This window comes from Bacteroidia bacterium (assembly GCA_019695265.1).
Lineage (GTDB): Bacteria > Bacteroidota > Bacteroidia > JAIBAJ01 > JAIBAJ01 > JAIBAJ01.
The window spans coordinates 19565-37660 of the sequence record JAIBAJ010000002.1 but is presented as its reverse complement, the minus strand read 5'-3'; the positions used below and the strand labels follow the sequence as shown (position 1 = coordinate 37660).

The following is an 18096-nucleotide window of genomic DNA, read 5'->3' as shown; positions in this document are numbered from 1 at the left end:
TAAATGAAATCCTATCTTACCCTAGTACTAACAGTCTGTTTTACAGCATTTTACAATTTTTCAATAGCCCAAACAGGAACTGTTAAAGGTGTCATCAAAGACGGAAAAACCCAAGAAACTATCCCGGGAGCCAATGTGGTTTGGGAAAAAGACAAGTCCAAAGGGGCATCAACTGACCTAGATGGAAAGTACGAATTAAAGTTACCTGCCGGAAAACAAACCATCCTTATCACCAGCGTTGGTTTTAAAGAACAAAAGAAAATTGTTGAAATTAAAGATGGTGGAATCGTTCTGCTCGATATTGCCCTGGAAACTGCCACGACCGAACTGGGAACCATTGTATATTCGGAAGGTAAGTTTGCCAAACCCATTGAAAAGGTTACCGTTTCCATGGATGTAATTAAGCCAAACATTATTGAGAATAAAAATACAACATCGATGGATCAGGCCGTTCAACAAACGCCCGGTGTTACTATCGTAGATAATGAACCTCAAATTCGTGGCGGTAGCGGATATAGCTTTGGAGCAGGAAGCCGTGTAATGGTTCTAGTAGATGATTTACCACTTCTTTCCGGTGATGCCGGTCGTCCTTCCTGGGGCTTTTTACCGGTTGAAAATGTTGAACAAATTGAGGTAATTAAAGGTGCTTCTTCCGTATTATATGGTTCTGCTGCCCTAAATGGTGTTATTAACATCCGTACTTCCTACCCAAGAGATGTTCCTCAAACCAAAATAAATGTGTTTACCGGACTTTATGATAAACCTCAAACCGACCAAGAATATTATGCCGGTAAAACATCTCCAATTTACACAGGATTAAATTTCCTACATTCCAGAAAAATTGGCCAATTGGATTTTGTTTGGGGTGGTAATTTATACTATGACCAAGGGTTTATCGGACCTGAAACCGGAGATACCCTTGTTTCCGGAGTTTCCTACAATTACGTTAAAGATGCCAATGATTCCATTACAGGAATTTCCAGAAATGAAAGCATGTACGAAAGAAGAGGCAGAACTAATATAAACCTTCGATACAGATTCAAAAAAGTTGATGGACTTTCTATTGGAGTGAATGGTAACTATATGTATTCTCATTCCAACGGAACTTTATTGTGGTTAAATGATTCATCCGGATTATACAGGCCTTATCCTAATTCTGTAACCGAAACCAAACAAGTTACCTATAACATTGATCCATATTTGACCTATTATGGTAAAAAAGGAGCGTCTCATGCTTTGAGAACCCGAATTTTCCATGTAAACAATGCCAATAGCGGTAACAGGGCCAATAAATCAGATTGGTATTATGCCAACTATCAATACCAGCAACGTTTTGATGATTATGGTATTAAAGAATTCACCTTAACTACCGGTATCATGGGCTCCTATACCGTTGCAGAGGCTTCGTTGTATATGGGAAATGAAGATAAATCAGGTAAAAGTTCCGCAACCAACCTGGCTGCCTATTTACAATTAGATAAAACCTTTTGGAAACGTTTGACTCTTAACGCCGGTGTTCGATATGAGCATTTTGCTATTAATGGTGAAGATCAAGGGAAACCCGTTTTCAGAGCAGGGATGAATTTGAAGGTAACCAATAAAGAAACCTACCTTCGTGGTTCTTTCGGACAAGGTTACCGTTTCCCAACCATCGCTGAGAAATATATCTATACCTCAATTGGTCCTATCCAAATTTTCCCAAACCAAACCTTAGGTTCAGAAACCAGTTGGAATGCTGAAGTTGGTATTAAACAAGGCGTTAAAATTGGAAACTTCAAAGGTTACTTCGATGCTGCCTACTTTCTACAACAATACAAAAACAACATTGAATTCATTTTTGGACTTTGGGATTCTTCAGCCACATCCGGTATTGGCGGTTTAATCAATCCAGGTTTCCGTTCAGTAAATATAGGCCCTACACGTTCATCCGGAGTTGATATATCCATCTTAGGTAATGGTAAAATTGGCAATGTTGAAATCAATATGTTGTTGGGTTATACCTATATGAAACCAATTTCATTAAATCCAAATTTCTATTTCGACAATGATAGTGTAGCCAAAATCACTTACCTAACTACCTCTTCTGATACAACCAACTATATTTTGAAATATCGTTTCCAACATTTGGTTAAAGCCGATATCGAGATTTCCTGGAAAGGATTTTTACTTGGAGGTAGCTTAAGGTATAATAGCTTTATGCAAAACGTGGATAAATTGTTTGAGGATTTCAATGGCTATAATGGTATTGGTAACGTTACCAATTACAGAAAAAAACACAACAAAGGTGACTATGTGGTGGATTTCAGGGTTGCCTACAATATCAACAAAAACAACCGAATTTCACTTATCATCAACAATATGCTTAATAGAGAATACACCTTGCGTCCTTTGAACATTATGCCTCCAAGAACCTGGGTAATTCAATATACTTTAAAAATCTAATTCCGATTATCCGGCTATTTTCTTAAAAATCACCTGGATATTTGAAAACTAAAAAGGATAAACTTTCCTAACAATAAAAAAGGCCGAAATTTTCGGCCTTTTTTATTACCCTTTCGTCTGTTTATTGGACTAATATCGATAGCCGAACTGTATTAATCCAATGAAGCTTCGCACTAATTTGCCTAAACAGCTTTAGCATCGGAATTTACCCCTGTAATTTTCGAAATAGGTTTTGGACTATTTCTCAAATAACACTGGTATTAAATAGAAATGAAAGGAAACAAAATAGGACGAGAAGGAACTGCATCGTTCCTTAAATTGGTTAAGCCCAAGTGCAAGGCATAAGTCCCATCCGGTAACGAATCTGGCACATAAACCAATTCTGTTATCGTACATCCATACCGAGATCCTCCCTTCCAATCCCACCAAATTTTGTGAGCACTTAATTCTCCTCCATCCTCTTCCTTGTCAACGGAGGGTAAATCAATTAAGAAATGCTCAAAGCCAAGATTAACCAATCTTCTCATGAGTTCCTGATCTACATAGGGTGGATTGGTACCTGAGTATTGTGCCGTTTTCTTGCTTTCAGGATTAGGCAGGCTGCGAATTACAATGGCCTTACAATGGGTTTGTTCAGGTAATTGTAGCGATTCTAAACCTATAACCCAATCGTCCATTCTGGAAACCGGTGTAGCTGAAACCAACAAACACTTCATCAGAAATGGCAAGGTCAACTCATTGACTTTCTGCCAATCCGCATGAATATGCCCTATACATTCGGTATGTGTCCCATTTCCATGTGGGTTGAAAAAAACGTTTCGGTAATTGACACTGCTTCCATGATTAATATCCCCGATAAATGAACCATTTATGTATGGCTCAATAGAAACATCAGGTGCCCAAAATGCATTAACTCCTTGAGGTTGAAATGGAATAGAAATATCCTTCCCGTTTTCGAAATCGATGTTGGCATAATCCATACTTAAGGAGCAATAGGTTTTTTAAAGTATTTCATGGCTTCAGGCAAATATTCTTTCATAGCCTTTTCGCGAGAGGCATCGCTCGGGTGAGTACTTAAAAATTCGGGCGGTTTGGAACCTCCTGCTGCTTGCATCCGTTTCCAAAATTCAGGTGATTTAGAAGGGTCGTATCCGGCCAAAGCCATAAAAACCATTCCCATTTTATCGGCCTCGCTTTCATGCATTCTGCTAAAAGGCAACATCACTCCAACCTGGGCTCCAATGGCATAGGCCTGGTTAAATAGTGCCCTGGACTTCACTTGTTGCGTTTGCAGATAGGTATCTAAAGCCAATGCCCCGGTCTCAGCAATAATGGCTTCACTCATTCGCTCATTTCCATGCCGAGCTATGGCATGCGCAATTTCGTGCCCCATTACAAAGGCTAAGGATGCTTCATCTTTGGTTACATTTAACAATCCGGAATAAACCACCACCTTACCACCGGGCATACACCAGGCATTCACTTCAGGCGAATTAACCAGGTTAAACTCCCATTTATATCCATTCAATCTGGATCCTAGGCCTTTCTGTTGAAAAAACTTAGTGACTGCTTGTTGTATTTTAATTCCAACTCGTTTCACCAAATCTGCATTGGAGTTTCCGGAAGCTACCGGAGGATGTTGAGCTAAGAAGGACTTATACTCGGTTAAACCCATTCCCACCAATTGAGACTCCGGAAGTAAGTTGAGTTGTTTACGATTGGTAATTGGAACACTGTTACACGAGCACCCAAACAAAATAGCAATAAAGAGTATTTTTTTCATGCAATGGTTATTGGTTCAACCTGACTTAAATCGAGGCAAAGATGACAAAGTTCCTGAATGCTTGTTTTAAAAACCGGATGTTGAACTTCGGCAGAAACTTCGGCCAAGGGCAGCAAAACAAACCTACGTTCTGTCATTCTAGGGTGTGGTACATTTAATTGGTCCGTCTCAATGACCTTATCTTCCCACAACAGAATATCAATATCCATTTTTCGGGAATGGTAAACCTTTTGTCCTTCCTTAACTTCCCGCTTTCGGCCTAATTTCTCTTCAAAACTCAAAATTTCGGTGAGTACTTCCATTGGCTCAAGACTTGTTTCGACACATAAAACCTGGTTATAAAAATCCTGCTCAGCTTGAAAGCCCCAAGGCGGAGATTGGTAAATTTGACTTGTCCGAACAATCATTCCAATCCTTTCTAAAACCATTTCATGGGCTAAATCGAGATTATGCATTCGATCACCCTGGTTGGTACCTAATAGCAAGTGGATAGTGTTCATATATAGCACAAAGATAGAAGTATGCACAAACCATTTGATTATTAGAAGCAGAATCGCTTTTCATGCGGGCTAAACTACTGTTCAGGGGATGAACCCTCGGGCAACGATTGAGGCAAGTAACCCACAGGAGAACGCGGCGCTAGCCAAGTGCGACGAGGATTACAGCCGAAAGCGTGACCTTTTTGCCTGTGGCAGCCATTTTGGAGCATATCAACAAACCTGTAAGGCAAAAAGGGGCCCGCATCCTAAAAATTAAAAACATCTACCAATTTATCAAACATAAAATCGAACACCAAAAGAAAGCTGAAAAACTTTCGGTTTAAACCACTACTTTTGCCTCCCTTAAATCTCAAATAGAAATGAAACAGTTCTTCAAAGTTGTTTTCGCCTCAATGCTTGGTTTTATTTTGGCCAATGTAATTCTTTTGTTCCTGGTAATTGCCATTATTGGAGGCATTGCAGCATCTGCAGGCAGCAAAAAGACTGCTGAAATTGATGATAATAGCATCTTAAAAATTGAATTTTCAGGTCCAATTTCTGATCGGTCAGATAACAATCCGTTCAAAAATTTTAATCCACTTAGTGGCCAAAACAAACAAGGAATGGGCTTGGTGGACATTTTAAATGGACTTGAAAAAGCCAAAACCGATGATAAAATCAAAGGAATCTATATGCATATTGATGGTGTTCCTGCGGGAATGGCTACCACCGAAGAAATTCGGAATGCCTTATTAGATTTTAAGAAATCGGGCAAATTTATCTTGGCCTATTCAAATACTTACGATCAAAAAGCCTATTATTTGTCATCCGTTGCTGATTCTATCATGATCCACCCGGAAGGAGGATTGGATTTTCGTGGACTTTCTGCCTCGGTTATGTTTTTAAAAGGCACTTTGGAAAAGTTGGAAGTTGAACCACAAATTATTCGCCATGGAAAATTCAAAAGTGCTATTGAGCCTTTGATTTTAGACAAAATGAGCGATGCCAACCGCGAGCAAACCTCCACTTACCTAAATGCATTGTGGAACCGTATGTTAGATGGAATTTCATCTGCACGTAAACTATCGGTTCAGGAATTAAATGCCATGGCCGACCAAGCTTTGATTCGCAACCCAAAAGATGCGTTGAAATATAAATTGGTTGACAAACTAGCCTATGAAGATGAAATTCAGGCTAGCCTGCGTAAACGTGTTGGTATTGAAGAAAAAGACAAAATTAAGTTTGTGAGTTTGAGCAAGTATTTTGAAACTCCAAGTAAAGAAGAAAAAGTTAAAGAAAAAGTGGCCATTATTTATGCCAGCGGAGATATTGTTGATGGTGAAGGAGAAGATGACAATGTTGGTGGAGACCGAATTGCAGCCGCTATTCGTAAAGCCAGATTGGACGAGAAAGTGAAGGCCATTGTTTTGCGTGTTAACTCTCCTGGAGGATCGGCTTTGGCTTCGGACATTATGTGGAGAGAAGTTGTTTTGACCAAGAAAGTTAAGCCGGTGGTTGTTTCTATGGGTGATGTAGCTGCATCAGGCGGGTACTATATTTCATGTGCAGCCGATCGAATTTTCGCCAGTCCGAACACCATTACCGGTTCCATCGGTGTATTTGGCGTATTGATGAATACCAAGAAGTTGTTCAACAACAAATTAGGTATTACAATTGATACCGTTCGTACCAATAAGTTTGCCGACATGGGAGCCTCTTATCGTCCGCTTACCGACACCGAAAGAGATATTATTCAACAAGGTGTAGAAGAAGTTTACCAAACCTTTATTACCCACGTTGGAGAAGGTCGTAACATGCCAACCGCCAATGTTGATTCCATTGGTCAAGGTCGTGTTTGGGCCGGAAGTGATGCCAAAAAAATCAAATTGATAGATGAATTTGGTGGATTAAAAGATGCAATTGCTTTTGCTGCTAAAAAAGCCAAACTTGAAAACTACCGTGTAGTTGGCTATCCGGAGCAAGAAGAACCTTTCCAAAAAATAATGAAACAATTGGGTGGCGAAGGTGAAGAAGCCATCATTAAAGCCCAATTGGGACAACATTACGAATACTATAAACGAATTCAGCGTGCTTTACAAATTGAAGGCATTCAAGCCAGAATACCTTACGAATTGGAGGTTTACTAAGAATTAACACCCTATAGATTATGTATACCAAGGAGGAATTATTAGCCATATACAACCAGCCTTTGTTCGACTTGCTGTTTCAAGCTCAGCAGGTTCATAGAGCTAACCAAACCCCAAACGAGGTTCAGGTGAGTTCACTTATATCGGTTAAAACCGGTGGTTGTAGCGAAGATTGTGCCTATTGTCCACAATCTGCCAGGTATAATACCAAGGTGAAAGTTCATAAGCTTATGGAAGTAAATGAAGTGATGGAAATTGCCCAAAATGCCAAGGATGGAGGGGCTTCCAGACTTTGTTTGGGTGCAGCATGGAGAGAAGTTCGCAATAACCGCGATTTTGATAAGGTGATTGATATGGTGAAAGGTGTAAACAACATTGGAATGGAAGTTTGTTGTACCCTTGGCATGCTTTCAGAAGAACAGGCACAACGACTAGCCGATGCCGGTTTATATGCTTATAACCACAACCTCGATACCTCTTCAGAAAATTACGAAAACATTATTACCACCCGCACTTACGACGACCGTTTAAACACTATTAACAATGTGCGTAAAGCGGGTGTTACCGTATGTTCGGGTGGAATTATTGGCATGGGTGAATCGGTTGAAGACCGCATGGATATGCTGATAACCCTTGCCAATTTAGATCCTCAGCCGGAAAGTGTTCCAATCAATGCTTTGGTACCGGTGGAAGGTACTCCGTTGGAAGACCAACCGGTTGTTCCAATTTGGGACATGGTTCGGATGATTGCCACTACCCGAATTGCTATGCCAAAAACTACCGTTCGCTTATCGGCCGGAAGAACCAGAATGTCGCTCGAAGGACAAGCGCTTTGCTTTATGGCAGGCGCGAATTCCATTTTTGCCGGCGAGAAACTGCTTACCACCCCCAACCCGGATTTCGACCAGGATAAAGAAATGTTTAAACTTTTCAATCTGAAATCAAAACCGGCCTTCAAAAATGATCCAAGACCGGACAAGGTGACTGAAAAAACCTTGGCATAGTTAATTCTAGCTTCTTCATTTGCCTGAATATCCAATCGAAAAAAGGCTTGCCGAAGTCCTTGAAAAACGCAAGCAGGAAGGGAGTTTAAGAACCCTTAAACTTACCGGAGGATTGGTTGATTTTTACTCCAACGACTATTTGGGATTTTCAAGATCATTGGAGCTGGATGATTTGTTTGTTCAGCATTGGCAACAATTTCACGATACCAACCTTCGAAAACATGGCTCCACCGGTTCCAGGTTGCTTTCGGGCAATTCGGAATTAGCCGAAGAAATTGAAAATACCTTACAAGCCTTCCACGATGCACCGGCTGCCTTGCTCTTTAACTCGGGTTATGATGCCAACATCGGTATGATTTCGGCCTTCGTTCGTCCGGGCGACGTGGTATTTTACGATGAACTGGTTCACGCTTCCATGCACGATGGTATGAAACTAGCCCGAATAAAAGGAATTCCGTTTCAGCACAACGATATGGATCACTTGGAAGCACTTTTGGCCCATACCAAAGGAGAATCAATTGATTTCCAAAAATTTATACTGGTAGAAACTATTTACTCCATGGATGGAGACCCTGCCCCTCTTACAGAAATTTGCGAACTTGCCGAAAAGTATGGCGCTAATATTCTTGCGGATGAAGCCCATGCAACCGGCATTTTTGGGCCAAAAGGTCAAGGATTATGCTATGAATTAGGCCTTCAAAACCGCATCTTTGCCCGTTTAATAACCTTTTCTAAAGCTTTAGGAAACCATGGTGCGGCCGTATTAACCTCTCCTTTAGGTAAACAATACCTAATCAATTTTGCCCGCTCCTTTATTTATTCTACGGCTGCGTCATTGACTTCCCTGCTTGAAATTAAATCGGCTTACGAGTTGCTAAATTCGCATCCCGATTATCCCCAACAAGCTCAAAAAACCATTCAGACCTTTAAAAATCTAATGGAAACTCATGCCCATTTGCCCTTTCTAAAGGGAAGTTCCAGCATGATTCAAGGACTTTTGCTTCCCGGAAACCACGAAGTACGTAAGCTTTGTGCTAAGTTGCTGGACTCAGGTTTTGATTTACGCCCCTTGGTTTTTCCCACGGTTCCTAAAGGCAAGGAGCGTATTCGAATTTGCCTGCACACCTTTAACTCCACTACTGAAATGGAAGGTTTGGTGGAATTAATTGACAGTAATTTACCTTAAACCTGCAACAGTTGGCTTCTTTTTTTTAAATGCTTATTATGCGGGTACCTTCGCATGAACTTGGATAACATTGCCCAAAAGGTAACCGGGCTCAGGTCCGGGCTATCGTCGTTACTCCTCGTCCCACTTGCTATCGCTGCGTGGTCCTGTGGGGTAACTGCCTCTATCCCTACCCGACCCAAACCCAACCGAACTTGCAAGGAACAATTAGAACCGGTTACCAAAGGTTTTAAATTCAAAAAGTTGAAATCAAAATCTTCAACTGATATCTTTTAAGGCTTAAAATGCCCTTTTTTACTTTCAAAACTGAATATCCAATACGTATGGCAATTTTTGAAAAATTAATACGTTTGCGTCGGATGCAAAAATTTCAACCCCTACTCTTTCTGCTTCTTCCATTGTTCGGATTTTCACAAAAACTAAGCTGGGAAAAACTAAACGATTTCCCCGGTTTACCCTTTGATGATGGAATAAGTTTTACCTATCAAAACCAAGTATATGTTACAGGCGGATTAAACTCAGGCTTCTACATTGCCCCTGATATATGGCAATTTGACCCTGATTCTGAAACATGGAACAACCGGGGTTTTATAAATTATACCCCCCGGCAATATGCATCCGGTTTTTACTGGAATGACCATTTTTGTATTGCAGGTGGAAAAGCGGGATCTACCTTACAGGACTGCCAATGCATGGGTAGCAATCCTAACCTTTGGACTCCCTTTCCATTTCCGTTTGGACCTGCACGAAAACAACAAGTATCGGGAAATGTAGAAGAACGAATTTTCTTTGGACTTGGTAGCAATGGAAGCTCATGTTTTAACGATTGGTGGGAATTTAGTTTAGCAGATAGCACCTGGTTAAAAAAGCCGGCCTTTCCCGGAGAACCAAGAAAAGAAGCTGTTTTATCCAACTGGGGGAAAGTTGTTTTTGTAGGCTTAGGAATTGATTCTTCTGAAAAAATTGGATTCCATGACTGGTATTCATATGAACCTAACTCTGCCATTTGGCAAAGGAAAAGTGACTTCCCGGGAAAAAACATACAATATGGAAATGCCTTTTCCTTTGCGGATGGAATTGTTGTATTAGGAGGAATGGATCCAAATCGTGTCTTCTATAATGAAGCTTATTTTTATAAACCATATCTCGACGAATGGATTGAATTAGGTGAATTACCCTTTTCACCGCGCAAAGGCATGAATGCAGTTTCTATGGGTAATTCAATCTACCTAATTTCAGGAATTGATTCGAGTTACCATCGCACTCCTGAAGTTTGGAAAGGTAAATTCACCCCATCCGAATCCGGATTACATGTATTCCCCAATCCGGTACAGAACGAGCTGGTTATACAAGGTTCAACCAACATGAATGCAACCATTCGACTATGGAACCTGAGTGGCGAAAAAATTCAGGAATGGCAGATTTCCAAAGTAAGTTGGTCTCAATTGGATATTAGTTTTATAGAAAGCGGATTTTACCTGCTCGAAATAGAAAAGGAGGATGGAAAAACCATTCAAAAACTAATTAAAACTAAAGGTTAAGACTACTCCAATAATAACAGGTGATTCCGATAGATTCGTTACCATTCCTTTTTATCCCAAATTCAAAATTGGATGGTACCAAAACTCCGAAAAACTTCATAAAAAAAAGGGGAACACCTTCATTTGTCCCCCTTTAGCAATTTTAACCCGAACATACTTATTTTGGTAAAAGCACCTGATCAATTACATGGATCACTCCATTGGAAGCCGTGATAGTTGCTAGAATTTCATTTCCATTTACATAAGTTTTATCGCCTTTTTTGGCAATTTTTACTTTACCACCGAAGACCATATCGTACTGAGCTCCATCTTGCAGAAGAATTCCGTTAATAACTCCCACATAGGTATGATAACCTAAAATATTGGTCAATTTGTCCTTGTTTTCGGGTTTTAGTAAATCATCTACGGTTCCCGGAGGTAGTTTATCAAATGCCGAATTAACGGGAGCAAAAACTGTAAAAGGACCTGCATTACTGAGAGCGTCAACCAATTCAGCGGCTTTAACAGCAGCAACCAAGGTAGTATGATCTTTACTTCCAACAGCTACCTGTACAATGTTTGGAGCCGACTGATCATCTTGCACACCGAATTGTCCCGCAGGTGCAGAAGTTTCGGTGGATTCTGAGGTGGCGTTTTCGCTTGGAGTTTCGGTTCCATTACCACAGCCTGCCGACAAAGCTAAAACTAGTAGGCTGGGCATCAAGAGATTTGTTTTCATTTTTTATGAATTGATATGCACCAAAAGTAAGTGGGCAATAACAGCCCAATTATGGGTGCAGTCATAAAAAAGGCATGATAAACAACAGGTTTTGATTGAAAATCAAAGTTCCAATTTTGGTTTAACCCAAATTCTGCATTAGAAATCGTGATGAGGCTTTCAAATACAATAAGGACAGGGGTTTCAAGTTAATTTTTGGGATAAGAAATAGTAAACTATTATTAAGTCAAAAATTGTTCTGAAATCCTTGTATTTGCAGTAGTTGGAAGCCGTAATAGAATTCTATTTCGGAATTTGGGTTTAATGTTTGCTAGAATTTCAATTGGAGTTAAAAGGAATTGGGCCAATGTTTTCGAAGTTCCGCGGCACATGCTTCTACAGACAAGGTGTTAGCTGCAGCCCAGGCACCCATTTCAGATGAAGCATACCATTTTATTTTCTCTTTATCTCGCAAAGGAGGATAAAACTCGATATGAAATCGGAAATAGCCGGAGGCATTGCTAAACTCGGGCAAGTTAACCGGGGTCTGGTGAATGGCCATCATGTAAGGGAATTCCCGATCGAACAAGTGATCGAAGGAATAAACCACTTTTTTAATTAAAATAGCTAATTCAGAAATATCTTCCGGTTGAAACTCGGCCAAATTAGCTTTGTTCTTATTTACAATAAAAACTCCAAATGGATAGTCGGTAAAGTAGGGAATAAAGCAGGCAAAATTGGGCGTTTCATCCAGCATTCGGGTGCCTGCAGTTTTTTCAGCCTGAATCATTTCTTCGAAAAGGTTCTTTCCGGTGGTTTCCGTATATTTCCTTGCGTTATCGAGTTCGGTTTTTATTTTAAGCGGCAACCAACCATAAGCATACAATTGTCCGTGAGGATGTGGAATTGTAACACCCACTTCCTTTCCACGGTTTTCAAAAGGATAAATGTATTTGAGTTTAGGGTCGAGGGAGAATTCAGCATTTTTAGCAATCCAAAGCTGAATGATTTTTTCAACCTTTTCATTCGCCAAATCATACATTTTAGCATTATGATCAGGGGAATACAATATTACCTCACAACGACCATAGGCTTGGCTAGCTTTGTAAAATTCCGGTTCTGATTCAGCTTCGCATGATTCGGGTGAATTGGACAATACCGGAAAATCATTGGGATAGGAAATAACGTCATAATTGGGATCCACCTTACCTGAATCCGGACAAAAGGGACAAGTTTCCTTCCCGGGCAAATGCGGTCTATGTTGGCGATTCGAGGCCACCATGGTAAAGGTATCGAGTAATGGATTGTAGCGAAGATGTGGCAAGGAAACTTAATTAGGTTGAAACAAAAGAGTTAAATTCGATGGTGATTTTTGAAGGAGGAAATATCCAATTTCATCAAAAAACAGGTGCAAAAATAAGGGATAAAAAAAGGCATTGGCAAATCACATGAAAGGAAATAACTTTGCGCCCAATTATGGAAAACAGAAGAGTACGATTGAGATTTGCGCCAAGTCCAACCGGACCGCTACATATGGGCGGAGTTAGGAGCGCATTATACAATTATTTATTTGCCAAAAAACACGGAGGAGATTTCCTCTTAAGGATAGAAGATACCGACCAAACCAGGTATGTGCCGGGAGCCGAGGATTATATTATCGAAAGTTTAACCTGGTGCGGTATTATTCCCGACGAAGGACCGCATGTAGGTGGACCTCATGCACCTTATCGTCAGAGTGAGCGCAAGGAACAAGGCGTTTACCAAAAATTTGCCGATCAACTTATAGCTTCAGGCCATGCCTACTATGCTTTCGACTCTGCCGAAGACCTGGATGCCATGCGTAAACGTTTGGAAGCGGCCAAAGTAGTGGCTCCCCAATACAACCACACCACCCGGGAAATGATGAAAAACTCATTGACTTTGCCCGAAGATGTGTGGAAACAAAAAATTGCCGATGGCGAACCCTTCGTTATTCGGTTGAAAGTACCACGCAACGAAGAAATCCGCTTTCATGATATTATTCGAGGTTGGGTAGTGGTGAATTCATCCACGGTAGATGACAAGGTTTTAATCAAATCAGACGGGATGCCCACCTATCATATGGCGCATATCATTGACGATTATTTAATGGAAATCACCCATGCTGTTCGAGGTGAGGAGTGGTTACCATCAGCACCATCCCATGTGTTGATTTGGCGCTATTTGGGTTTGGAAGATAAAATGCCGGAATATGCCCATTTGCCCTTGTTGTTGAAACCGGATGGAAACGGAAAACTGAGCAAAAGAGATGGGGACCGTTTGGGATTTGCCGTATTTCCTTTGCAATGGAAAGACCCATTCAGCGGAGAAATTTCTTCGGGTTACCGCGAAAACGGCTATTTCCCTGAGGCCTTCGTCAACATGTTAGCCTTGTTGGGCTGGCATCCGGGCGGAAACCGTGAATTGTTTGCCATGGACGAATTGATCAGCGAATTTTCTTTCGAGCGGGTGAATAAAGCAGGTGCCAAATTTGACCCTGAAAAAGCCAAATGGTTCAACCAACAATACTTACGAAAAAAGTCGGCTTCTGAATTAGCCGATGCCTTCCTACCTGCCTTAACCAACAAAGGAATCAATCCTGACCGGGCTTATTTGGAAAAAGTATGCTTATTGATTCAGGAAAAAGCCCATTTCGTGCACGAATTTTGGGATTTGGGCAACTATTTCTTCCAAGCTCCAAGCAGCTACGATGCCGAGGTTTTGAAAAAACGTTGGAATCCGGCAGCAAAAGCGTATTTCGAACAATTTATCCAAAACTTAGGCAACTTAGAGAATTTTGAAGCCACCGAAATTGAAAAAACCTTCAAAGGAACCGCCGAAACCTTGGGAATGAACCCCGGCAGTGTAATGCAGTTGTTCCGGGTGTTGGTTTCCGGTGTAGGTGGAGGCCCTCAATTATTCGAATTGGTTGCCACCTTAGGTAAAACTGAAGTTTTGAATCGTTTACAAAAAGGTATAAGCCTTCCAATACCTGCCTAATGGGACAACATTCCATTTCCGTTTTGGGAATTAAGACCTTTGCCTACCATGGTTGTTTGGATCAGGAAGCTATTATCGGGCAGGAGTTTGAGGTAAATGTGCATTTTCAACTAGATTTTGAGGAAGCAGCTGAAGCAGATGATTTAAGCAAAACGGTTGATTATGTAACAGTTTATACCGTTGTTAAATTGGAAATGGAACAACGATCCAAATTAATTGAAAACGTTGCCAAGCGAATTCATGATCATTTAAGGAGAATTTTCCCTTGGGTTTTTAGAATTGATGTGGAACTTATTAAATTCAATCCGCCGGTAAATGGCCCTTTGCACAGCGCTGTGGTTAGGTATTCGGCATAAAATTAAGTTATGATTTACGATAAACATATTTTCATTTGTACGAATCAACGTGTTCCGGGCACCAGACCCAGTTGTGGTGAACAGGAAGGACTTGCATTGGTTCAGGAATTTAAAAGACAGCTAAACCATAAAAAGCTACCTATTTCGGTTCGAGCTCAAAAATGTGGCTGTTTAGATGTTTGCGAAAAAGGCCCTATGGTTGCCATTTATCCCGATGCAGTTTTTTATGGTGGGGTGCAAGTGAAGGATATTCAAGAAATTATCGAAAGCCATATTGAAGGTCAGCAAATAGTAAGCAGGTTGGAGGTGAAAGAAAAATAGATTATTTTCAATCTTGATTTCCTCTCTTACTCTTAGGTTGGCAGGGTTTTAAAGTACTTGTTGTGCTGAAAAACTGACTGTTAAATAATTGGCTAAGCTCGGTTCGAAGCGCTCGGGCAACGATTGAGGCAGTGTAGCCCACAGTTCCCCGACGGCTTTAGCCTCGGGGGACGAGGACTACCGCCGAAAGCGTGACCCGAACGCCCAAGCAGAATAAATTGTCCGTTGTAAAATGCTTGTTGGGCGAAGGGGGCCCGCCAAAAAATCAAACAATAGAGGCAAGAAATGGTCCGGTTTAGATGTAAACAATTCTATAATTTAAGCTTAAGCTTGAGGAAATAATCAGGCCTGTATTTGCTCTACCTTTGTTGGTTGACAGTTTTGATAAGAATTCGCCATCCATATTACAATTGGTTAAAATATAGCCATCTGTACCTTCTATTTGGAAAGTGGTTGGGCAGACCTTCGTTAAATCCTTATCTCATTTTAAGCTTTGTATTCGCATTTTCAATAGGGTTTAAAGGCAAGACTGCAGCACAATGCACCGTAAACAGTTACCCATATTTTGAAGATTTTGAATCAGGACCGGGCATTTGGTCCAATGGAGGCACCAACTCCTCCTGGACCTACGGAACGCCTAACAAACCCGTGATTACCGGAGCAGCGAGTGGACAAAATTGCTGGACTACAGGTGGACTTACCGGGTCTTCCTACAATAATTCGGAACATTCAACTATAACGAGTTCCTGCTTCGACTTTTCTACACTGAATTATCCTTTTATTTCATTTCAAATCTTTTGGGAAACCGAAAAAAAATTTGATGGTGGAAACTTGCAATCGTCTATTGATGGAGGAGTAACCTGGGTCAATGTTGGAGCTTTTGGCGATGCGGTAGACTGCAATACCGATAATTGGTTCAATTACGATCCGATAACCTATTTGGGAAGTCCTGCCTGGATAACCGTTCGCCATGGTTGGTCGGGAAATATCCAAGCAAACTCAGGAAGTTGCCTGGGAGGCGGAGGAAGCGGAACCTGGGTTTTGGCCAAACATTGTTTAACCGGTTTGGCTAATCAACCCAATGTTCTTCTTCGGTTTACTTTTGGTTCAGGATCGTCGTGCAATGCTTACGATGGCTTGGCCATTGACGATATAACCATCTCGGAAGGGGCGGTAATTCAACCTGATTTCACTTATACCTGTGGGGCAGGCAATGCTTTTTCGTTTTTAGGCAACACACCTTGCACAGCAGCCCAATCGTGGAGTTGGGACTTTGGGGATCCGAGTTCGGGATCTAATACCTCCACGGCTATCAATCCCAGCCATACTTTTTCGGCACCCGGAACCTATACCGTAACAGCCACACTTTCCGGTGGACCTTGCAATCCACCCGGAACCATTTCGAAAACGGTACAGGTAATCGGAGGTAATGTGATAAATATTCAAAATCCATCTTGTCCTGGCTTATCTGATGGAAGTGCCCAAGCCAATCCGACCAATGGTGCAAGTCCATTTAGTTTTTCATGGAGTAGCGGAGAAACGAATTCCAATGCCAACCAACTGCCCGGTGGAGCTAATTCTGTAACCATAACAGACAACAATGGATGTACTTTGACTTTGCCGGTTCAGCTAACTGATCCTACCCCGATTAGTTTAAGCATTACCCCTACCCAGGCAGGTTGCGGAGGATTAGGCTCTGCCACGGCAACTGTTTCGGGAGGAAGTTCACCATACAGTTATGTTTGGAATACCACTCCAGCTCAAAATACCGCAACTGCAACCAATTTGATAGCAGGAAATTACACGGTTGATGTAACCGATAACAATGGATGCACAGCCACTGGCAATACAAGCATCACCTCCGGAAGCTCCCTTACTATAAACACCAGCTCAGATACCATCCTATGCCTTGGAAGTTCAGTTCAATTATCAGCACAGGTGGTTGGAGGAACAGGTCCATATAGTTTTTCATGGAATCCGGGCGGTGAAACCAGCGCTAGTATTACGGTTAGTCCGGCTACCAATACCACATATACAGTTTCTGCTACAGATGCAACCGGGTGTAACGCAGGACCTGCCACTATTCAGGTTGATTTGGCAGCTCCAATTCAATTTAGTCACACCCCGGATACCAGCATGTGCAATGGCAAAACAGCCACCTTGTATGCAATAGACAACTTCAATCAAAACCTGCAATTTACCTGGACACCCGGAGGAATTACCGGAAATACCATAACAGTTTCACCTACCATACCAACTTATTATTACATAAGCGCAACCAATAATCAAGGCTGTCAATCAACCGATTCTTTGCTTTTAGATATTGTTCCGGGTATTTCTCCTGCATTTGCAAGTTCAAACTTAACAGGCTGTGCTCCTCTTTGTATTCAATTTACTAACACTTCATCCAGCACCGGCACCTGTACCTGGGATTTTGGTGATGGAACTTCAGCCAATTCCTGTGATACAATTACCCATTGTTTTAGTAATGAAGGATATTATTCCGTCACTTTAACCGCAATGGATTTAAATGGTTGTTTGGGAATAAACCAAAAAGTAAATTTGGTGCATGTAACCCCGGGTCCCACTGCCTCCTTTGTTTATTCACCTGATTATTTAACCAATGCAGGTGAAAGTATTTATTTAGAAAACAGGTCAATGAATGCCACTACTTTTGCCTGGAACATGGCACCAACGGGTTGGAATTCAACAGATGAAAATCCAATTACGTCCTTTCCTGATGGCAATGATTGTGTTTATATCCAACTAGTTGCCTCAGATACCGGCCGGTGCTCTGATACAACAACCATCGAAGTATGCCTTTCAACAGAATTTACCTTCTACATCCCCAACGCTTTTACAGGAGCCATAGACAATAAGAACACTGTTTTTAAACCCAAAGGAACCGGTGTTCTAGAAGAAGGATATGAAATGCGAATTTTCGATCGCTGGGGTATGGAATTGTTTCGGAGCAAATCGCTGGACATTGGATGGGATGGTAAAATTGCAGGAACTGATCAAAGAGCCCCCCAAGGAGTTTACTCTTACCGCATCGATTGCATAGATGTGCAATTTAGACGCAAACACCACTACATGGGAAAGGTTATCCTTATTCAATAAGA

General features: G+C 41.3%; 14 protein-coding genes. 9 read left to right on the top strand and 5 right to left on the bottom strand.

The window, feature by feature from the left end; genetic code table 11:
• Positions 1–3 precede the first annotated feature (3 nt).
• Positions 4–2442 carry a TonB-dependent receptor gene (locus K1X82_00695; GenBank protein ID MBX7180603.1) on the top strand — a complete coding sequence of 813 codons (2439 nt, stop codon included), beginning with the start codon at positions 4–6 and terminating at the stop codon, positions 2440–2442.
• A 260-nt stretch (positions 2443–2702) separates the two neighbouring features.
• On the opposite strand, the gene K1X82_00690 is transcribed toward K1X82_00695, so the two are convergent.
• From K1X82_00690 to folK, 3 genes are read right to left on the bottom strand one after another with little or no spacing between them, the layout of a single operon-like run.
• Positions 2703–3422 (bottom strand): cyclase family protein, encoded by a 720-nt coding sequence (locus tag K1X82_00690; protein MBX7180602.1) that lies wholly within the window; start codon positions 3420–3422, stop codon positions 2703–2705.
• Positions 3423–3424: 2 nt separating this feature from the next.
• Positions 3425–4225, bottom strand: a complete 801-nt coding sequence (locus K1X82_00685) for a M48 family metallopeptidase (protein ID MBX7180601.1) — start codon at positions 4223–4225, stop codon at positions 3425–3427.
• Complete coding sequence (gene folK / locus K1X82_00680) at positions 4222–4725, bottom strand: 2-amino-4-hydroxy-6-hydroxymethyldihydropteridine diphosphokinase (protein MBX7180600.1); 504 nt, start codon at positions 4723–4725, stop codon at positions 4222–4224. Before folK ends, K1X82_00685 begins: the two co-directional genes overlap by 4 nt.
• A gap of 359 nt (positions 4726–5084) precedes the next feature.
• On the opposite strand from folK, the gene sppA reads away from it, so the two are divergent.
• The 4 genes from sppA to K1X82_00660 all read left to right on the top strand — a co-directional run bounded on the left by sppA (position 5085) and on the right by K1X82_00660 (position 10582).
• Positions 5085–6851, top strand: coding sequence for a signal peptide peptidase SppA (gene sppA, locus K1X82_00675; GenBank protein ID MBX7180599.1), 1767 nt, complete (start codon positions 5085–5087; stop codon positions 6849–6851).
• A 20-nt stretch (positions 6852–6871) separates the two neighbouring features.
• Positions 6872–7855 (top strand): biotin synthase BioB, encoded by a 984-nt coding sequence (gene bioB / locus K1X82_00670; GenBank protein ID MBX7180598.1) that lies wholly within the window; start codon positions 6872–6874, stop codon positions 7853–7855.
• 19 nt (positions 7856–7874) lie between these two features.
• Positions 7875–9041, top strand: coding sequence for a pyridoxal phosphate-dependent aminotransferase family protein (locus tag K1X82_00665; protein MBX7180597.1), 1167 nt, complete (start codon positions 7875–7877; stop codon positions 9039–9041).
• 323 nt (positions 9042–9364) lie between these two features.
• A complete protein-coding gene (locus K1X82_00660; protein MBX7180596.1) occupies positions 9365–10582 on the top strand; it encodes a T9SS type A sorting domain-containing protein in 1218 nt (405 codons plus the stop codon).
• A gap of 157 nt (positions 10583–10739) precedes the next feature.
• Here K1X82_00660 and K1X82_00655 read toward each other — a convergent pair whose 3' ends face one another.
• Both K1X82_00655 and galT read right to left on the bottom strand, forming a co-directional pair.
• Positions 10740–11300 (bottom strand): fasciclin domain-containing protein, encoded by a 561-nt coding sequence (locus tag K1X82_00655; GenBank protein ID MBX7180595.1) that lies wholly within the window; start codon positions 11298–11300, stop codon positions 10740–10742.
• 328 nt (positions 11301–11628) lie between these two features.
• Positions 11629–12603: a galactose-1-phosphate uridylyltransferase gene (gene galT / locus K1X82_00650; GenBank protein ID MBX7180594.1), complete on the bottom strand. Its 975-nt coding sequence runs from the start codon at positions 12601–12603 to the stop codon at positions 11629–11631.
• Between the two features lie 152 nt (positions 12604–12755).
• Here galT and gltX point away from each other — a divergent pair, with 152 nt between their 5' ends.
• From gltX to K1X82_00630, 4 genes are all read left to right on the top strand, one after another.
• Complete coding sequence (gene gltX, locus K1X82_00645) at positions 12756–14297, top strand: glutamate--tRNA ligase (protein ID MBX7180593.1); 1542 nt, start codon at positions 12756–12758, stop codon at positions 14295–14297.
• Entirely contained in the window at positions 14297–14653 is a 357-nt protein-coding gene (gene folB / locus K1X82_00640; GenBank protein ID MBX7180592.1) for a dihydroneopterin aldolase, read from the top strand. The genes gltX and folB overlap by 1 nt, the downstream gene beginning before the upstream one ends.
• Before the next feature lie 9 nt (positions 14654–14662).
• The gene (locus K1X82_00635) at positions 14663–14974 is read left to right on the top strand and encodes a (2Fe-2S) ferredoxin domain-containing protein (protein MBX7180591.1); all 312 of its coding nucleotides are present in this window, start codon (positions 14663–14665) and stop codon (positions 14972–14974) included.
• Between the two features lie 372 nt (positions 14975–15346).
• Positions 15347–18094 carry a PKD domain-containing protein gene (locus K1X82_00630; protein MBX7180590.1) on the top strand — a complete coding sequence of 916 codons (2748 nt, stop codon included), beginning with the start codon at positions 15347–15349 and terminating at the stop codon, positions 18092–18094.
• Positions 18095–18096: the final 2 nt, after the last annotated feature.

Bases quoted from the DNA above. Each gene is read 5' to 3' on its own strand.
- K1X82_00695 (MBX7180603.1), top strand. From the start codon at position 4: ATGAAATCCTATCTTACCCTAGTACTAACAGTCTGTTTTACAGCATTT.
- K1X82_00690 (MBX7180602.1), bottom strand. From the start codon at position 3,422: ATGGATTATGCCAACATCGATTTCGAAAACGGGAAGGATATTTCTATT.
- K1X82_00685 (MBX7180601.1), bottom strand. From the start codon at position 4,225: ATGAAAAAAATACTCTTTATTGCTATTTTGTTTGGGTGCTCGTGTAAC.
- folK (MBX7180600.1), bottom strand. From the start codon at position 4,725: ATGAACACTATCCACTTGCTATTAGGTACCAACCAGGGTGATCGAATG.
- sppA (MBX7180599.1), top strand. From the start codon at position 5,085: ATGAAACAGTTCTTCAAAGTTGTTTTCGCCTCAATGCTTGGTTTTATT.
- bioB (MBX7180598.1), top strand. From the start codon at position 6,872: ATGTATACCAAGGAGGAATTATTAGCCATATACAACCAGCCTTTGTTC.
- K1X82_00660 (MBX7180596.1), top strand. From the start codon at position 9,365: ATGGCAATTTTTGAAAAATTAATACGTTTGCGTCGGATGCAAAAATTT.
- K1X82_00655 (MBX7180595.1), bottom strand. From the start codon at position 11,300: ATGAAAACAAATCTCTTGATGCCCAGCCTACTAGTTTTAGCTTTGTCG.
- gltX (MBX7180593.1), top strand. From the start codon at position 12,756: ATGGAAAACAGAAGAGTACGATTGAGATTTGCGCCAAGTCCAACCGGA.
- folB (MBX7180592.1), top strand. From the start codon at position 14,297: ATGGGACAACATTCCATTTCCGTTTTGGGAATTAAGACCTTTGCCTAC.
- K1X82_00635 (MBX7180591.1), top strand. From the start codon at position 14,663: ATGATTTACGATAAACATATTTTCATTTGTACGAATCAACGTGTTCCG.